This is a genomic window from Cyanobium sp. Aljojuca 7D2 (assembly GCF_024346415.1).
Taxonomy (GTDB): Bacteria; Cyanobacteriota; Cyanobacteriia; order PCC-6307; family Cyanobiaceae; genus Cyanobium_A.
Window position 1 is genome coordinate 231,523 of record NZ_JAGQCX010000001.1, and the last position, 15,631, is coordinate 247,153.

Annotated in this window: 19 protein-coding genes, 1 tRNA gene and 1 riboswitch; of the genes, 13 read left to right on the top strand and 7 right to left on the bottom strand. The window is 65.5% G+C overall.

Features of this window, described 5'->3' with window-relative positions:
* Positions 1-54: 54 nt before the first annotated feature.
* The gene (locus KBY57_RS01320) at positions 55-1,629 is read left to right on the top strand and encodes a methionine--tRNA ligase (RefSeq protein ID WP_254994081.1); all 1,575 of its coding nucleotides are present in this window, start codon (positions 55-57) and stop codon (positions 1,627-1,629) included.
* A gap of 2 nt (positions 1,630-1,631) precedes the next feature.
* Positions 1,632-2,804 (top strand): LPS export ABC transporter periplasmic protein LptC, encoded by a 1,173-nt coding sequence (locus KBY57_RS01325; RefSeq protein ID WP_254994256.1) that lies wholly within the window; start codon positions 1,632-1,634, stop codon positions 2,802-2,804.
* Here the strand turns inward: KBY57_RS01325 and KBY57_RS01330 are convergent.
* The gene (locus tag KBY57_RS01330; protein WP_254994082.1) at positions 2,704-3,405 is read right to left on the bottom strand and encodes a cofactor assembly of complex C subunit B; all 702 of its coding nucleotides are present in this window, start codon (positions 3,403-3,405) and stop codon (positions 2,704-2,706) included. The genes KBY57_RS01325 and KBY57_RS01330 overlap by 101 nt on opposite strands.
* Positions 3,406-3,518: 113 nt before the next feature.
* Between KBY57_RS01330 and psb32 the strand changes: the two genes are divergently transcribed.
* The 6 genes from psb32 to KBY57_RS01360 all read left to right on the top strand — a co-directional run bounded on the left by psb32 (position 3,519) and on the right by KBY57_RS01360 (position 7,637).
* Entirely contained in the window at positions 3,519-4,166 is a 648-nt protein-coding gene (gene psb32 / locus KBY57_RS01335; protein ID WP_254994083.1) for a photosystem II repair protein Psb32, read from the top strand.
* Positions 4,167-4,170: 4 nt separating this feature from the next.
* Positions 4,171-5,316 (top strand): proton extrusion protein PcxA, encoded by a 1,146-nt coding sequence (gene pxcA / locus KBY57_RS01340; RefSeq protein ID WP_254994084.1) that lies wholly within the window; start codon positions 4,171-4,173, stop codon positions 5,314-5,316.
* Complete coding sequence (gene cobU / locus KBY57_RS01345) at positions 5,303-5,866, top strand: bifunctional adenosylcobinamide kinase/adenosylcobinamide-phosphate guanylyltransferase (protein ID WP_254994085.1); 564 nt, start codon at positions 5,303-5,305, stop codon at positions 5,864-5,866. The genes pxcA and cobU overlap by 14 nt, the downstream gene beginning before the upstream one ends.
* Before the next feature lie 2 nt (positions 5,867-5,868).
* Positions 5,869-6,378, top strand: a complete 510-nt coding sequence (locus KBY57_RS01350) for a tRNA (cytidine(34)-2'-O)-methyltransferase (protein WP_254994257.1) — start codon at positions 5,869-5,871, stop codon at positions 6,376-6,378.
* A 165-nt stretch (positions 6,379-6,543) separates the two neighbouring features.
* A complete protein-coding gene (locus KBY57_RS01355; RefSeq protein ID WP_254994086.1) occupies positions 6,544-7,521 on the top strand; it encodes a M23 family metallopeptidase in 978 nt (325 codons plus the stop codon).
* A gap of 42 nt (positions 7,522-7,563) precedes the next feature.
* Positions 7,564-7,637, top strand: a tRNA-Met gene (locus tag KBY57_RS01360).
* A gap of 84 nt (positions 7,638-7,721) precedes the next feature.
* On the opposite strand, the gene KBY57_RS01365 is transcribed toward KBY57_RS01360, so the two are convergent.
* Positions 7,722-8,024, bottom strand: coding sequence for a hypothetical protein (locus KBY57_RS01365; protein ID WP_254994087.1), 303 nt, complete (start codon positions 8,022-8,024; stop codon positions 7,722-7,724).
* A 219-nt stretch (positions 8,025-8,243) separates the two neighbouring features.
* Here KBY57_RS01365 and KBY57_RS01370 point away from each other — a divergent pair, with 219 nt between their 5' ends.
* Positions 8,244-8,834, top strand: coding sequence for a peroxiredoxin (locus tag KBY57_RS01370; protein WP_254994088.1), 591 nt, complete (start codon positions 8,244-8,246; stop codon positions 8,832-8,834).
* Positions 8,835-8,906: 72 nt separating this feature from the next.
* Here KBY57_RS01370 and purQ read toward each other — a convergent pair whose 3' ends face one another.
* Together purQ and purS are read right to left on the bottom strand one after the other, a co-directional pair.
* Positions 8,907-9,560, bottom strand: coding sequence for a phosphoribosylformylglycinamidine synthase subunit PurQ (purQ, locus tag KBY57_RS01375; protein WP_254994089.1), 654 nt, complete (start codon positions 9,558-9,560; stop codon positions 8,907-8,909).
* Complete coding sequence (gene purS, locus KBY57_RS01380) at positions 9,557-9,829, bottom strand: phosphoribosylformylglycinamidine synthase subunit PurS (protein WP_254994090.1); 273 nt, start codon at positions 9,827-9,829, stop codon at positions 9,557-9,559. Before purS ends, purQ begins: the two co-directional genes overlap by 4 nt.
* Positions 9,830-10,138: 309 nt before the next feature.
* Here purS and KBY57_RS01385 point away from each other — a divergent pair, with 309 nt between their 5' ends.
* Complete coding sequence (locus KBY57_RS01385; protein WP_254994091.1) at positions 10,139-10,363, top strand: hypothetical protein; 225 nt, start codon at positions 10,139-10,141, stop codon at positions 10,361-10,363.
* Here the strand turns inward: KBY57_RS01385 and cobW are convergent.
* The 3 genes from cobW to KBY57_RS01400 all read right to left on the bottom strand — a co-directional run bounded on the left by cobW (position 10,360) and on the right by KBY57_RS01400 (position 12,854).
* Complete coding sequence (gene cobW / locus KBY57_RS01390; protein ID WP_254994092.1) at positions 10,360-11,478, bottom strand: cobalamin biosynthesis protein CobW; 1,119 nt, start codon at positions 11,476-11,478, stop codon at positions 10,360-10,362. The two genes, KBY57_RS01385 and cobW, sit on opposite strands and share 4 nt — an antisense overlap.
* 1 nt (position 11,479) lies before the next feature.
* The gene (locus tag KBY57_RS01395) at positions 11,480-12,121 is read right to left on the bottom strand and encodes a HupE/UreJ family protein (protein ID WP_254994093.1); all 642 of its coding nucleotides are present in this window, start codon (positions 12,119-12,121) and stop codon (positions 11,480-11,482) included.
* Positions 12,122-12,136: 15 nt separating this feature from the next.
* Positions 12,137-12,319: riboswitch (cobalamin riboswitch) on the bottom strand.
* Between the two features lie 10 nt (positions 12,320-12,329).
* Complete coding sequence (locus tag KBY57_RS01400) at positions 12,330-12,854, bottom strand: pentapeptide repeat-containing protein (RefSeq protein WP_254994094.1); 525 nt, start codon at positions 12,852-12,854, stop codon at positions 12,330-12,332.
* Between the two features lie 39 nt (positions 12,855-12,893).
* Here KBY57_RS01400 and KBY57_RS01405 point away from each other — a divergent pair, with 39 nt between their 5' ends.
* Genes KBY57_RS01405 through ilvD form a run of 3 tightly spaced genes read left to right on the top strand, consistent with a single transcriptional unit; the run spans position 12,894 to position 15,629 of the window.
* Entirely contained in the window at positions 12,894-13,538 is a 645-nt protein-coding gene (locus KBY57_RS01405) for a uracil phosphoribosyltransferase (protein ID WP_254994095.1), read from the top strand.
* A 51-nt stretch (positions 13,539-13,589) separates the two neighbouring features.
* The gene (locus tag KBY57_RS01410; protein WP_254994096.1) at positions 13,590-13,898 is read left to right on the top strand and encodes a hypothetical protein; all 309 of its coding nucleotides are present in this window, start codon (positions 13,590-13,592) and stop codon (positions 13,896-13,898) included.
* A gap of 60 nt (positions 13,899-13,958) precedes the next feature.
* On the top strand, positions 13,959-15,629 hold the full coding sequence (ilvD, locus tag KBY57_RS01415) for a dihydroxy-acid dehydratase (protein ID WP_254994097.1): 1,671 nt from the start codon (positions 13,959-13,961) through the stop codon (positions 15,627-15,629).
* Positions 15,630-15,631 lie beyond the last annotated feature (2 nt).

A 15,631-nucleotide genomic window follows, 5' to 3' on the forward strand; every position in this document is an offset into this window, starting at 1 on the left:
AGCGTGGCAGGGTGGGTCGCGGTCGCGGCGCCGCGAGCCCCCCTTCCCGGTCGCATGTCTTACACCCTCACCACACCCCTCTATTACGTCAACGATCGCGCCCATCTCGGCAGTGCTTACACCACGCTGGCCTGCGATGCGGTGGCCCGCTACCAGCGGCTCAAGGGGGAGCAGGTGCTGTTCATCACGGGTTGTGACGAGCACGGGCAGAAGATTCAACGCACCGCTGAAGCCGCGGGGCTGAGTCCCCAGGCCCACTGCGATGCCGTGAGCGAGGGCTACCGCGCCCTCTGGAACCGCTGGCAGATCAGCAACGACCGGTTTGTGCGCACCACCGACCCTCGCCATCAGGCGCTGGTTGAGCAGTTTTTTGCCCGGGTCGAGGCCAACGGCGATGTGGTGGAAGGCCGCCAACAGGGCTGGTACTGCGTGGCCTGTGAGGAGTTCAAGGACGACGCCCCGGGAAGTGAAGACCCGGAATGCGCCATTCACCGCAAACCACTGGAGTGGCGCGATGAGGTGAATCTGTTTTTTCGCCTCTCCCGCTATCAGAGCCAGATCGAGGAGCTGATCCGCAGCCCTGGTTTCATCGCTCCGGCCAGTCGACAGAAAGAGGTTGAAAACTTTGTTGCCCAGGGCCTGCGTGACTTTTCCATCTCCCGGATCGATCTGCCCTGGGGGATCCCGGTGCCTGGCCATGACGGCCACACCTTTTACGTGTGGTTTGACGCCCTGCTGGGCTATCTCACGGCCCTGATGCCCCAAGAGGATCCGGTCAACCTGGAGCTGGTCACCCAGTGCGGCTGGCCGGCCCAGCTGCATGTGATTGGCAAGGACATTCTGCGTTTCCACGCGGTCTACTGGCCGGCGATGCTGCTGTCGGCGGGGCTCCCGCTGCCGGAGCGGGTGTTTGGCCATGGCTTCCTGACCCGGGAGGGTCAGAAGATGGGCAAGTCCCTCGGCAACGTGCTCGATCCGGAGGTGTTGCTCGAGCGCTGTGGGCGTGATGCGGTGCGCTGGTATCTGCTGCGCGATATCCCCTTCGGCGACGACGGCGACTTTCAGCAGCAACGCTTCACCGATCTGGTCAACAACGACCTGGCCAACACGATCGGCAACCTGCTGAACCGCACCTCATCGATGGCGCGGCGCTGGTTTGCTGATGCGGTGCCCCCCGCCGGGCCTGCCGCCCAACCCGACCACCCCCTGGCCGTGGCGGCCCTGGCCGCCGGTGAGACGGTGAACACCGCCTTGGATGCCCTGGATTTCCGCGCTGCCGCTGAAGCCAGCTTGCAGTTGGCCATCACGGCCAACGGCTTCCTCAACGACCAGGCCCCCTGGAAGCAGATGAAACTGGAGGGCCAGGAGACCGCCGTGGCGGCGGATCTCTATGCGGTGTTGGAAGCCACCCGCTGGGTGGCGGTGCTGTTGGCCCCCCTGTTGCCCGAACTCTCCGAGCGGATGCTGGTGCAGCTTGGTCAGCAGCCCTTTGAGAGTGGCGTTGGCACCACCGTGACCGCGCCGTCGCCGTGGCGTGCGGCTCAGCGGTGGGGCGCGTTGGAGCCTGGACTGGCCTTGATCGAACCCCAGCCGGTGATGCAGCGGCTCGAGCTCGAGACTCCCCTGTGACGATGCGTCCCCACCAGCGGCTGCCGCAGTTCCTACTGGCCGTGTGCCTGGCGGGCCTTGCGATGCCCACCCTGCTGGCGGGCTGCCAGGCGCCCGCCACCAAAGAGGAACCGGCCCAACCGTTTGTGTTCCGCTCCCTCAACCTGCGGCAGAAAGATCCCAGTGACCGCCCCCTATGGGAGATCAGCAGTCCTGAGGCCCGCTACGACCTCAGCCGCCGGGTGGCCCAGGCCCGGGACCTGCGCGGCACGATCTATGCCAAGGGCAAGCCGCTTTACACGATCACGGCAAGCAGCGGCACGGTGATCAATGACGGCGAGGTGGTGCAGCTGGAAGGGCCGACCCGGCTGGTTCGGGTGGGGCCCAAGCCTCTGGTGGTCACGGCCACCCGCGTGCGCTGGTATCCGCGCCAGGAGCGGATGGAAATCGATCGGAGCCCTCGCGCCAGCCAGGGGGATCTCCGCCTCACCGCCCGGAGGGCCCGCATCTGGATCCAGCAGGACAAGCTCGAGTTGCGGGGGCAGCCGCTGCTGGAGCGCTCCGGCGAAGGCACCTGGACCCTGGCCCTCACCGCCGCCGACTGGTTCCTTGGCACTGGCGAGCTGGTCGGCCGCGGACCGGTTCGGGGTGAGCGGCGCCTCACCGGCAGTGGTCTGCAGACCCTCACCTCCCCCGCGCTGACTGGCAACTCCTTGCGCCAGGTGATCGACCTGCAGGCTCCAGTCCAGGTGCTCGATCCAGGCCGCAAGGCGCGGTTGGATGCCAGTGCAACCCGGCTGGAGTTGGCTGTAGAGCGGATCAGCAGCCCCCACCCTTTCCGTGCCCAGCTCGACCAGTCCAGGCTTAGTGGGCAGGGTTTTGAGGCCCTTGGTGGCAGCCAAACCCTGGTGATTCCCCAGGCGTGCCGGCTCCAGCAACCCACCGATTCCCTGGTGGCCAATCGCTGCACCTGGAACTGGCAGACCAATCAGGTGACGGCGCAGGGTTCGGTGGAGCTGCGCCGCTCGGCCTTCCAGCAGGTCACCCGAGCCCAGCAACTGCAAGGCGTGGCAACCAAGCAGGGGCAGGTGGTGTTCAGCAGTCCGGGGAGTCGGGTGGAGAGCCGGTTGACGGTGCCGCCGGCCCGTCGAGACGCGCGCAAGCAGGCTCCGAAAGCCCCACCATTCGCGCTGTGATGCGTTGGGCCCAGCCCTCCAGCCACACCAGATCACTGCGGCTGAAACAGCGGGGTGACCAGCCCCCCAACACCACCAGGCCCTGCTCCCCCAGGGGTTGCACGATCACCGAGGGCAGGCCCGGCAGCAGGCTGGCGAATTCGTCGCGGCCCGGGTAGAGGCGCAGATCCACCAGGGAGATGGCGCTGCCCTTCGCCTGCGTGCGCGCACAGATCACCCCGGGTGTGAAGCTGCTGTCGGCCAGCAGGCCGCGCCGCAGCAGGCAGCGCCCCTGCCACAGCACGACAACCACAGCCGCCGGACTGGCGGTGAGCAGCATCTGGCTGCCCCAGCCCAGCTCTTCGGCCAGCTCGGGTGGCAGGTTCTCGGCCAGTTCCAACCCTTGGCGCCCGTCCAAGGGCACCCGGCTTGCTGCTTCGGGCACGGCCCGGGTCCACAACACCCCAACCAACATCAACCCCACCGCCAGGAAGCTGGCCAGCACGGCGGCTCGCTCCAGGGCCGGATCTGTGTTGGCAGCAGTGGTTTGGTTGAGCACCACCAGGGCCAGGGCGCCGATACCTGACCCCAGACAGATCCGCGCAGGCAGGGAGGCGGCCATGAACAGCAAACAGGAGGCGACAGCAGGGCCCGTTAGCGGCAAACTAGGGCCACGCTGGGTCGATTTCGTTGGCGCCCTCACTGCAAAAGAGCCGCTGGCTCTTCCTTCATGGGTTGTTTGCTGCCCTCCTCGGAGGTTTTCTCTGCCTTGCGCCAGCTCCCGCCCTGGCCATCGCGGCGAGTGGCCTTCCCGACACGCCTCCCCAGGAGCGCATCCTGGATACAGCCGATGTGCTGAGCCGTGCAGCCATCGGCGAGCTCGGCAAAACCCTGGAGAGCTTTTCCGCCGATCGCGTGGATGCCCACCTGATCACGGTGAATCGCCTGGATTACGGCCTCAGCCTGACCCAGCTCGGCACCCAGGTGCTGCAGCGCTGGGCGGAGACCGGCGCCAACTCCCTGCAGCTGCTGTTTCTGATCGACAGTCAGACCAACAGCGCGGCGGTGGTGGCCTCGCCGAATCTCAATGATCAGCTGGATCCAAGTCTGCTGCGGAGCACGGCACGCACCACGATGGCCCAGCCGATTCGCGAGGGCGGTCGCTATCGCCAGGGCAGTCTCGACGCCATGAACCGTCTGTTGACGGTGCTTGACGGCGGCGACGATCCGGGTGAACCGGCCACGGCCGAGGTGGTGACCCAGCCCACCAACATTCCCACCAAGGAGGAAACAGCATCCAGCAATGCCTTCACCTGGGTGGTGGTGCTGTTGGTGGTGGGCACCCTGGTGCCGATGCTCACCTGGTGGGTTTTTTCACGCTGACCCCATGGCACCTACCAATTGGATGGGGGCTTTCGGTCGCGCCCAGGCCCTCGATCTCAGTCACGATCTCGAGCGGGGTTACGAATCGGCCCTGTTGATCCAGAGCATCGAGCTGGAGCACTACAACGATCGCCCTGTGAGGCCTGAACTCGACCTGCGCATTCCGCGGGCGGCCCAGGCCCAGCTGCTGCGCCGCTTCCGGGCGGCCCTGGAGGTGTGTCGTCAGTCGCTCCTCACCCTGGAGCCCAACCGGGGGGAGCTGGCGGGTCAGGAGATTCGTCAGTTTCAGCTGATTGAAACCGTGGTGGCCCGCTACGGCGCCAAACGGGAGCCACTGCCTGCGATCAGCCGCTCTCCGGAGGTGCTGCCCCGCAGCCTGATCGGCGTGGTCGACCAGGTGCGGCGGCAACTCGACCCGGAAGCGGAAGCCAATGTGGTGGCCGGCTTCCGCCGCCGGCGCGACTCCACCTTGGTGTCGCTGCGTGTGTTGCTGTTGCTGATCCTGGTGCCGGTGCTGGTGCAGCAGATCAGCCGCACCTATGTGGTGTCACCGCTGGTCGATCGGTTTGCCCCCGATAACGCCTTTCTCACCTACCCCAAACCCAAGCTGGAAGAGCAGGCCGTTGAAAAGCTGAGGGTCTTCCAGGCGGAGATTGAATTTGACGCCCTGCTGAACGGCAACCCCTTGCCGAGCCGGGAGGAATTACAGGACCAGTTGGCCAGTCGCGCCCAGGAGCTCAAGGAGGAGGCCGATCTAGAGAGCACCCACGCCATCAAGAACGTGTTGGCTGACCTGGGCGGCTTGGTGGGCTTTGTGCTGGTCTGCCTGTTCGGTCGTCGCGATCTGCAGGTGCTGCGAGGCTTCCTGGACGAGCTGGTCTATGGCCTCAGCGATAGCGCCAAGGCTTTCGCGATCATTCTGTTTACCGACATCTTCGTGGGCTTCCATAGTCCGGAGGGCTGGACGGTGTTGCTCGATGGTGTTGCCCACCATCTCGGATTGCCTGCCCGCGAGAACTTCATCATGTTGTTCATCGCCACATTCCCGGTGGTGCTGGCCACGGTGTTCAAGTACTGGATCTTCCGCTACCTCAACCGCGTTTCTCCGTCTTCTGTGGCCACCCTGCACAACATGAATGGTGGCGGCTGAGTCTTGCCCGAGCTTTGCGCTGGTGCTGGGTCCGGCCCGCAGTGGCAAAAGCCGCTGGGCCGAACACCTGGCCCATCAAACCGGCCTGCCCGTCTCCTACCTGGCGACTGGCCCTCGCCCTGCAGCCAGCGATCCAGCCTGGAATGCCCGCATCTCGGCCCATCGCGACCGACGGCCTTCTGGTTGGACGACTCTGGAGGTGGGTGCCGAGCTCTGCTCAGCCCTTGGGGCCCTACAGCCCCCTGGCCTGGCCCTGGTGGATTCCCTCGGGACCTGGGTGGCGGCCGGCCTTGACCATGATGCTGAGAGCTGGAGAGAGCAATGCACCGCCCTCTCGGCCAGCCTCAGCGCCTGTGCGGTACCCGTGGTGCTCGTCAGTGAGCAGACGGGCTGGGGGGTCGTTCCCGCCACGGCCATCGGTGGGTTGTTCCGGGATCGCCTCGGTGCCCTGGAGCAGCAACTGGTTCCCCTCTGCGATGCCGTGTGGTTGGTGGTGGCTGGCCGGGCCCTCGATCTGAGGGCCCACAGTGTGGCCGTGCCCGCGGGATGACCATGCCGCAGATCGTGCTGTACCAACCGGAGATCCCCCCCAATACGGGCAATGTGGCCCGCACCTGCGCGGCGACGGGTACTCCCCTGCACCTGGTGGAACCCCTGGGGTTCTCGATCGATGATCGCCAGCTCAAGCGAGCCGGCCTCGACTATTGGCCGCTCGTGCCGTTGCAGCGCCATGCCAGCTGGACCGCGTTCGCCGATCACCGCGAGGCCCTGGGGGGACGGCTGATCGCCTTCAGCAGCCATGCACGCCAGTCCTATCTCGACTGGCGCTTCGGTCCCGACGACTGGCTGCTGTTCGGCCGGGAGAGTGATGGGTTGCCCAGCGAGGTGCTGGGCTCCGCCGATGTTGCCCTCACGATTCCGATGGCCCGGGCGGCGCGCGCGGATCGCTGCGGGGTACGCAGCCTCAACCTGTCGGTGGCGGTGGCGGTGGTGCTGTTTGAGTGCCTGCGGCAACAGGATCTCCTGACGTTGCCGGGATCAGAGGCCATCAAAGGGATCTAGGGCCTTTGAGCGTCCCTGTTGTCGCCAACGTCACTTGTGGCCTTGGGTTCCGTCCGCTACTGTCTGGCCGGCTCGGGGGTGGCGGCTTCTCCACGAGCTTTGTCCGATGGGAAGAACTGCATGAAGCCTTTGCAAACGAGTCTGCGAATCCTGATCCCCTGTGCTGTGGCCGTTCCGGCCGTGGTCGTCGCTCTGGCCCCCGCTGACATCGACAAGGCTTCCATCGACATCGAGATCGCCGCTCTGCCTTCACCCAGCACAGACAAGATCTGGGTCAAGGTGCGGCAACCGATCAGTGTTGAAGAACTCTCCAGCAGTTTGAAGCTCGACGAAGAGCGCCTCGCCAGGCTCAATGACGTCAACGAGGATCACCGGTTTCGACAAGGCGATTGGCTGGTGGTGCCCAGCCAGCAGACCCGTCAGATCAAGCAGCTGGTTTCGATTGACACCAGTGAGTTGCGTCGCACCCCACCGCTGCAATCCCTGCCCCCCATCGAAGACCGCGCTGTGGTTCGCTTCGGGGACACGGTGCTCAAGATCGCCCAGCGCTACGGCCTGACCCTGCAGGATCTACTCCGCCTCAATCCAGGTCTGGAAACTGCTCGGTTGGTGGTTGGCAGTCAGGTGCGCCTCGCCCAGTCGGCTCCTGGCCGCACCCGAATGACCCTTGGTCTCAAGCCCACCAGCAGCGGTGGAGTCAGTTGGCCCGAATTGCCTGGTTTCGACGAGCTCAACAAGCCCTTTGAGGGCCCGAGCTCAGCGCAAGGCTGGATCTGGCCCACCAAGGGGGTGTTCAGTTCCGGCTACGGCTGGCGTTGGGGGCGGATGCACAAGGGCATCGATGTTGCCAACAACGTCGGCACGCCGATCGTGGCAGCCAAGGCAGGTCGTGTCGTCTTCTCCGGCTGGCACGACGGCGGTTATGGCTACCTGGTCACCCTCGCCCACCCCGATGGCAGCCGCTCTCTGTATGCCCACAACAGTCGCTTGATGGTGCGGGTGGGTCAGGAGGTGGAACAGGGCAGTTTGATTTCCCACATGGGCAGCACCGGTCGCAGCACCGGCCCGCACCTCCACTTCGAGATTCATCCCCCCAGCGCGGGTGCCGCCAACCCGCTCCAATTCCTGCCGCCCAGGGCCTGACAGGGGTTGGGGGGGTGGGGCCTGATAAAGTCAGGTCACCGCGGCTCGGTAGCTCAGCTGGTTAGAGCGTGGGATTCATAACCCCAAGGTCGGGAGTTCAAGTCTCCCCCGAGCCATCTGCGCGTTTGCGCTTTCAACCCCGCCTTAGCGGGGTTTTTTGTTGACGACGTGCAAGCACGCCATCGGGCCATCGGATCCCTTCAGCGCAGCTCGACGGCATTGAGCCGGGCCAGGAAGGAAGCGGACTCTTCAACGGTCTGTTCAGCCTGCAGCTGGACGGGCTGGGGTGCGGCAGCGGCGGCGGCACGGCGTGCCCGGGCATAGCCCTGGGAGCGCCCCTCGATGGCGCGGATCAGCGACTTGCTGCGGTTTACTTCGCCAATGCTCTGCCCCTCCTTGGGGCGTACCAGCGGGTTGCCCTTCAATTCGGTGCGCAGCTGATTCAGCAGCCGAAAGTGACCAGTGGTGTTGTATTTCCGCAGCACAGTTGGCTCCCAGGCCATGGTTGCTCTTCTCTTTGAAACAGGACTGCTGCCAGCCTATGGCCGCAGCGCCCGACCAGCCGTGATAAATTGTTGAGGTTGCAACTGGAAGTCGGTCCGACTTTGGCCTGACCTGTGCTTTCTCGCTTTGCCTGCCAGGCCTCTGGATTCAGGAAGCGAGAGCATCAGAAGCGGTCGGTCAGTTCCAGCGATGTTCAATCCTTTCTCACCCCATCCAGCATGTCCCGGCTCGTTGGCCTGCAGGCTCCCGATTTCACCGCCACCGCCGTGGTGGACCAGGAATTCAAGGAGATCACCCTCTCCCACTACCGCGGCAAGTACGTGGTGCTGTTCTTCTATCCCCTCGACTTCACCTTCGTGTGCCCCACGGAGATCACCGCCTTCTCCGACCGTTACGGCGATTTCTTCAGCCGCAATTGCGAAGTGCTGGGCGTCTCGGTGGACAGCCAGTTCAGCCACCTGGCCTGGGTGCAGACCGACCGTAAGAACGGTGGTATCGGCGACATCGCCTATCCCCTGGTGGCCGACCTCAAGAAGGACATCGCTCGCGCCTACGAGGTGCTCGATGAGGAAGCCGGCGTGGCCCTGCGCGGTCTCTTCATCATCGATCCCGATGGTGTGATCATGCAGAGCACCATCAACAACCTGCCCGTGGGCCGCAGCGTCGACGAGACCCTGCGTCTGCTGCAGGCCTTCCAGCACATCCGCAACAACCCCGACGAGGTCTGCCCGGCCAACTGGACCCCCGGCGACAAGACCATGAATCCTGATCCCGTCAAGAGCAAGGAGTTCTTCGCCGCTGTCAACTGACTCGTTCAGATCGGGTGCGGAGCTTCAGCACCCGCAGGGGGCCTACGGTCCCCCTTTTTTATTGGCCTTCGCTCAGCGTTTGAGGCTCGCCAGCAACCGGTGGCCATCCAGGCCCCCGGTGACGGGATCGCAGGCCCGCTCGGGGTGGGGCATCAGGCCGAGCACGTTGCCGGTGGCATTGGTCAGGCCGGCCACATCCCCCACCGATCCGTTCGGATTGCTGGCGTAGCGAAGCACCACCTGGCCGTTGGCTTCCAATTCCGCCAGTTGTTGGGGGTCGCATTGATAGCGCCCTTCCCCGTGGGCAATCGGCAGCACGATCTGCTCATCGTGGGCGTAGCCCTGCAACCAGCGGCACAATCCGGGCTGCACGCGTAAACCCGTGGGCTCGCACAGGAAGTGGAGTTTGGCGTTGCGGGTCAGGGCTCCGGGCAAAAGGCCCAACTCCGTAAGCACCTGGAATCCGTTGCAGATGCCGAGCACGGCGCCGCCGGCCTGGGCAAACTCCCGCAGCGACTCCAGCACGGGCGCAAAGCGGGCGATGGCGCCGCAGCGCAGGTAGTCGCCATAGCTGAAACCGCCAGGAATCACCACAGCGTCGAGGCCGCTGAGATCCCGGTCTTCATGCCAGAGGAAGCGGGTTGGCAGCCCCACGCAGCCCTCCAGGGCCCAGCGCACGTCCCGGTCGCAGTTGGAGCCAGGAAACACCACGATCCCCACCGTCATGGCTGCTGCTCCCCGTTGCTATCCAGCAGCTCCAGGCACCAGTTCTCGATCACCGGGTTGGCCAACAGCCGATCACTGAGCAATTCCAACTGGCTCTGGGCGAGCTGGCGATCGGGGGCCTCGAGCTCCAATTCGATTGATTTGCCGATGCGCAGCTGGCGGATGCCTTCCACCCCCAATCGAGCGGCAGCGGCCCTGGTGGCTTCTCCAGCCGGATCAAGCACCGATGGCCTGAGCGAAACCTGAACGCGAGCGCGGAAAACGGGCACCTGAGGAGCTGGAGGTTTGTTAAATCTTGGCAGCCCGCTGGTCCCTCACCCGCGCTGCTGGCCAGCTTGAAGGCAGCTCTCTGTCCTTTGGCCGTGTCCCGGCTTAGCAGCCCATCTCCGGGCTGCATGCATCGCTACCTGCACCGCGGCCTGTCAGCGCACGGACTGGTGGCGCTGTGGGTTGTTGTGGGCTGAGCAGGAGCCCTCTTCCACCCCGCGGCCAGCCTGGCCGGCCCTTCGGTCCGTGAAGCGCCGGTGGCCGTGCCCCTTCGGTGCAGGGTTGGGGATGGGCCATGCCTGGGCTGCGCCATGGAGGTGGAGCAGGTTGGAGCCAGCTGGACCCTTGTGGTGGGCAAGCGCCGCATTGGCTTCCGCCACGACGGCTCGGGCGTGGTGCGCATGCAGAACCCGCAACCCGGGCTCCAGAGTGGATCCACAGGCGGAGGCTGGATCCCCGTGGAAACCTCCTGGATCGCCGGCCCCGCCCTCTGCTGGAACAGCGTCTGCGCCCAGGGTGATATTCCCCTCGACTAAGCGGGCTTGGTATTGCGCTGGTTGGCCTGCTGCAGGGAGGCTTCGATCGCCCCCTGGTCGAGTTGAAATCCCAGCACCACCAGTTCGAGCCCAGGGCCATGGGTGGCGACGTCGGTTGGGGCAGCGCCCCCCTGGTCAAACCAGCACTCCAGGCGGGGGCCCACCGCCTGAATCTGTAGGGGACGGGCCTTGCCCGGCAGCCAAAGCCGGCCCTTGAGGCGGATCACAGCGCTCTGGCGTAGCAGCTGCGCCAGCTGTTGCTCCAAAGCCTGGCGCCCAAACGTGCCAGGAAGCTCCAGGGCCAGCGCTTCAATCGCTACATGGCTGTGATCGTGGTGCTCATGGTCGTGATGCTCATGGTCGTGGTGGCCATGGTCGTGATGGTGCCCTTCGTGATCATCCGAGTGATCGTTGCTGGCCCGGCGTTCCAGGCCCAGGATGAGCTCAGGGTCGACGTTTCCGAGTGCAACCGGGAGCACAACGGCCCCTGGCCTTAGCAGGGGGCTGAGGCGCTGGTGCACGGCCTCCATGGCCTCTGAGGCGAGGCATTCGGCACGGCTCATCAGCACCAGATCAGCCGCCTCCAGTTGCTCCGCAAACAACGCATCAATGGCTGTGGCGTGGTCGAGGCTGGGGTCGGCCAGGCGCTGCGCTTCGAGGGCTGCAGGATCGGCCACCACGCTGCCGGCAGCCAACGCCTCACCATCAACCATGGCCACCACCCCGTGGAGTCGGATCCGCGTGCGGATCTCGGGCCAGTGCAGGGCGGCAATCAAGGGCTCGGGCAGGGCCAGACCACTGGTCTCAACCACGATTCCATCGAGCTTGTCTGCCCGTTCCAGAAGCCGCTCCATGGTGGGAAGAAAGTCTTCCTGCACGGTGCAGCAGAGGCAGCCATTGGCCAACTCCACCAGCCGGCTCTCCACCTCGTCGTCGGGGCAGAAGCCACAGCTGCGCAGCAGGTCCCCATCGATGCCGACCTCGCCGAATTCATTGACCAGCACAGCCAACCTCTGGCCGCTGTGCAGCAACAAATGGCGCAACAAGGTTGTTTTCCCGGCACCCAGAAATCCGGTCACCACGGTGACCGGAAGGCGTCCGCTTGGGTTGGCCATCTCAGGCCGCCAGCCCGGCCAACGCCCAGGTGCCGCCACAGCCGATCAGGGCCAAGGCCAGCCAGCGCAGGGCGGTGGGGGAGAGCCGAGACACGGCAGGCCGCAGCACCACCAGAGACATCACCAACAGGGCTGCCTGGGAGAGCAGCAATCCAAAGCCGTAGGCCGTGAGCGGCATGGTGCTCCAGCCGAACACCGGGCCGCTCAGCACGTAGCCGTGCAGGGCCATCGCCGGCAACAGCGTTAGGGCTGGCAGGCGGCGCAGCAGCACCAAAGCCTCCACCACAAGGGTGGCTGCCACAAGGATCTCGGCCCCCGGCAAGCCAGGCCAGATGAGGCCGGAGGAACTGCCCAGCAGACCCACCACCAGCAGGCCCAGGGCCCAGCGCAGGCGACGCTGCAGACCCACCAGGGAGAGCGCGAGCAGGAAGAGCAGGTGGTCTGGCCCCAACACCGGGTGGGCCAGACCGCTCAAGATCCCGTTCGCCACAGTCGGCCGCAGGGCGCTGAGATCGGCAACGTGGTGAGCCAACGCCGGAGTTGCGCTCCAGAACGGGATGAGGAGCAGGGACGCCAGCACTCCAAGGCCCAATGCCTTTGTGGCCTGGGGCGAGCCGAAACGATGCAAATCCAGAGGTGTCATGGGGCCGGTCCGCGCCGTAGGTCAATCAACACCGGCGGGCGTTCTGACTGGGCGGCTGGTCGAGACCAGTTCCCGGGAGGGGACGGATCGATCAAAAGCGCGCCTTCACAGCTGCGGGACAGCGCCGGATTTGCACCGGACTTTCCCCCTTACCTCCGGTGGCTGTTCCCCACCGGAACCGGAGCGCTAATCGTATCCGGCTGAAGCCCTACCGGCACGCCAGGCTGTCCCGGGTCGCCACCCCCGTCACCGGGTTGACCCCAGCGGCGCGTTTGCACAGTGCCTTCTGTTCCGGCAGATCAAGCACCGCATCGGTGAAGTCGGCGCCTTCAATGCTGGCGCCCTTGAAGTGGCTCTGCATCAGCATGGCGTTGCGGAACAAGGCTCCGCGAAGGTCCGCATCTTCGAAATGGCTGGAAAAGGCCACCGCGTCCTCCAGGTTGGCCTCCCGCAGATCGGCGCCCTGCAGGTCGCTGCTGTTGAACACCGCACCGCGCAGATCTGCCGCGCTCAGATCAAAACCCACCAGCGACGCTTTGAGAAATTCCTGCTGCTGCAGGTTGCGGCCGTGCATATCGGGCTGGAGATCCTGAAGTGAACGCTGGCTCCGCAGCTCCGGAGCCGTAATGGCCGAGGCCGGTGCCACCCCCAGGCTCCACACGAGCACCAGGGTGAGGGACGCCACAACCCAGCGGGACCAAAGGCTCTCAGTTCGGGAGGAATGGGAGCCCATGGGCGCGCACTTACGGTGAGCCATCAAGTTATGTCAACCATGGCGATGGCCTTGCGGGTTGTAGTCCCGCCCCACCCCCTGATCGCCCACTGGCTGGGCGTGCTGCGGGATCGCCACACACCCCCTGCCCTCTACGCCACGGCCACCGCAGAGCTTGGGCGATGGCTCACCTATGAGGCCTTGCGTGATTGGCTGCCCCACCGGCGCCTGGTGCTCGATACCCACCTCGGTCCTTGTGAGGCCGATCTGGTCGATCCGGCGATTCCCTTGCTGGCCCTGCCCCAGCTCACGGCGGGCCTAGGCCTCTGGCAAGGGGCCCAAACCGTGATTCCCGCGGCCCAGGTGCGGCATCTGTGGGACCACGGCGGAGTCCTGACCGGTCTGGATGGCCCGATTGAATCCCGCTGTGGGGTGCTGGTGTTCACAGCTGAACTGGCGGACGGGACGTCGTTAATCCAGCTGCTCGATCAACTGGCCACCCGCGGCGTGAGCGGCGATCGGCTGCGGGTGGTCACCGCTCTTGCTTCGGGGCCCGGTCTCAAGGCGGTGGGAGAACGCCATGGCGCCCTCACCCTCTACACGGCGGGGATCGATCCAGACCTCAATGAACCAGGCCAGATCGTGCCTGGTATCGGCCCGGTGGCAGAGCGCCTTTTTGGCGGCACGGTGGTTGCGACCCCGTGATGGAAACCAGTGCCGCCCATGCCTAGGCTTGCATCAGAGCATTCAGCACCCATGGGCGATCGCAACGGCTGTTCCACCCCAGGGGGAGGCGGATCGGCCCTCAGCGTCATGGCCGGGGCCGTGATCGGTGCCGCTGGCTTGGCCTGGTGGTTGCTGTCAGAGGCTGAACGGCGCCGCCAGCAGCCTCGCCAGCCACGTTCCCTGCGGCTCTCGACCCTGCGGACTCCTGTGCCCGCCGAAGTTGGCACCGGCACGTCCAGCGAGCCGCACGAGCGCGACCTGCACGATCGCGTCCACGAGCTCAACCAGGCCATCGACGACGTGCGCCGTCAGCTGGAATCCATGAACACCCAGGCCTGAGGCCACCCACGGGCGGATCAGGGCCGGTGGGTAGGTTTTCCGTCAGAGACACCGCAGCCCATGCTTCGCTCCGCCGCGATCACCCAGGGGATCCAGCGCTCCCCCAACCGCGCCATGCTGCGGGCTGTGGGATTCGGTGACGGCGACTTCAGCAAGCCGATCATCGGCATCGCCAACGGTTACAGCACGATCACGCCCTGCAACCTGGGGCTCAACGACCTCGCCCAGCGGGCGGAAGAGGCCGCCCACGCTGCCGGGGCGATGCCCCAGCTGTTCGGCACCATCACGGTGAGCGACGGCATTTCGATGGGCACCGAGGGGATGAAGTATTCCCTGGTGAGCAGGGAGGTGATCGCTGATTCGATCGAAACGGCTTGCAACGGCCAGAGCATGGATGCCCTGCTCGCGATCGGTGGCTGTGACAAGAACATGCCCGGCGCCATGTTGGCCATGGCCCGTATGAACATCCCCGCCATTTTTGTGTATGGCGGCACGATCAAGCCCGGCAAACTCGGCGCCTGCGACCTCACCGTGGTGAGCGCCTTTGAAGCGGTGGGCCAATACAGCGGCGGTCGCATTGACGAGCAGGAGCTCACGGCGATCGAGAAGAACGCCTGTCCGGGTGCCGGCAGCTGCGGCGGCATGTTTACCGCCAACACGATGAGCGCCGCCTTTGAGGTGCTGGGCCTGAGCCTGCCCTACAGCTCCACCATGGCGGCCGAAGATCCCGAAAAGGCCGACAGCGCCGCCCGCAGCGCCGAGGTGCTTGCGGAGGCCATCAAGGCCAACATCTGCCCGCGGGATCTGCTCACCCGTGATGCTTTTGAGAATGCCATCAGCGTGATCATGGCGGTGGGCGGCTCCACCAACTCCGTGCTGCACCTGTTGGCCGTAGCTCGCACCGCCGGGGTGGATCTGACGATCGACGACTTCGAAACGATTCGCCAGCGGGTGCCCGTGATCTGCGACCTCAAGCCCAGCGGCCGCTACGTCACCGTCGATCTGCACAACGCCGGTGGCATTCCCCAGGTGATGAAGCTGCTGCTGGATGCCGGGCTGCTGCACGGCGACTGCAAAACCATCGAGGGCAAGACCCTCAAGCAGGTGCTGGCCGATGTGCCGTCTGTACCCCCCGCCGGTCAGGACGTGATCCGCCCCCTCAGCAATCCGCTCTACGCCAAGGGTCACCTGGCGATCCTGAAGGGCAACCTGGCCGAAGAGGGTGCGGTGGCCAAGATCAGCGGTGTCAAGAACCCTGTGATCACTGGCCCGGCCAGGGTGTTCGAGGGCGAGGAGACCTGCCTGGCCGCCATCCTCGACAAGCAAATCAATCCCGGTGATGTGGTGGTGGTGCGCCAGGAGGGGCCCGTCGGCGGGCCCGGCATGCGCGAGATGCTCAGCCCCACCGCCGCGATCGTTGGCCAGGGGATGCTGGATTCGGTGGCCCTGATCACCGACGGTCGTTTTTCCGGCGGCTCCTTTGGCCTGGTGGTGGGTCATGTGGCCCCCGAGGCCGCCGTGGGCGGCACCATTGGCCTGGTGCACGAGGGCGACAGCATCACCGTGGATGCCAACCAGTTGCTGATCCAGCTCAACGTGAGCGACGATGAGATCGCTCGGCGCCGTGCGGCCTGGACCAGGCCCGAACCCCGATACAAAACGGGAGTGCTTGGCAAATACGCCCGGCAGGTGAGCTCCAGCAGCCTGGGAGCCGTCACCGATCAACCCTGACC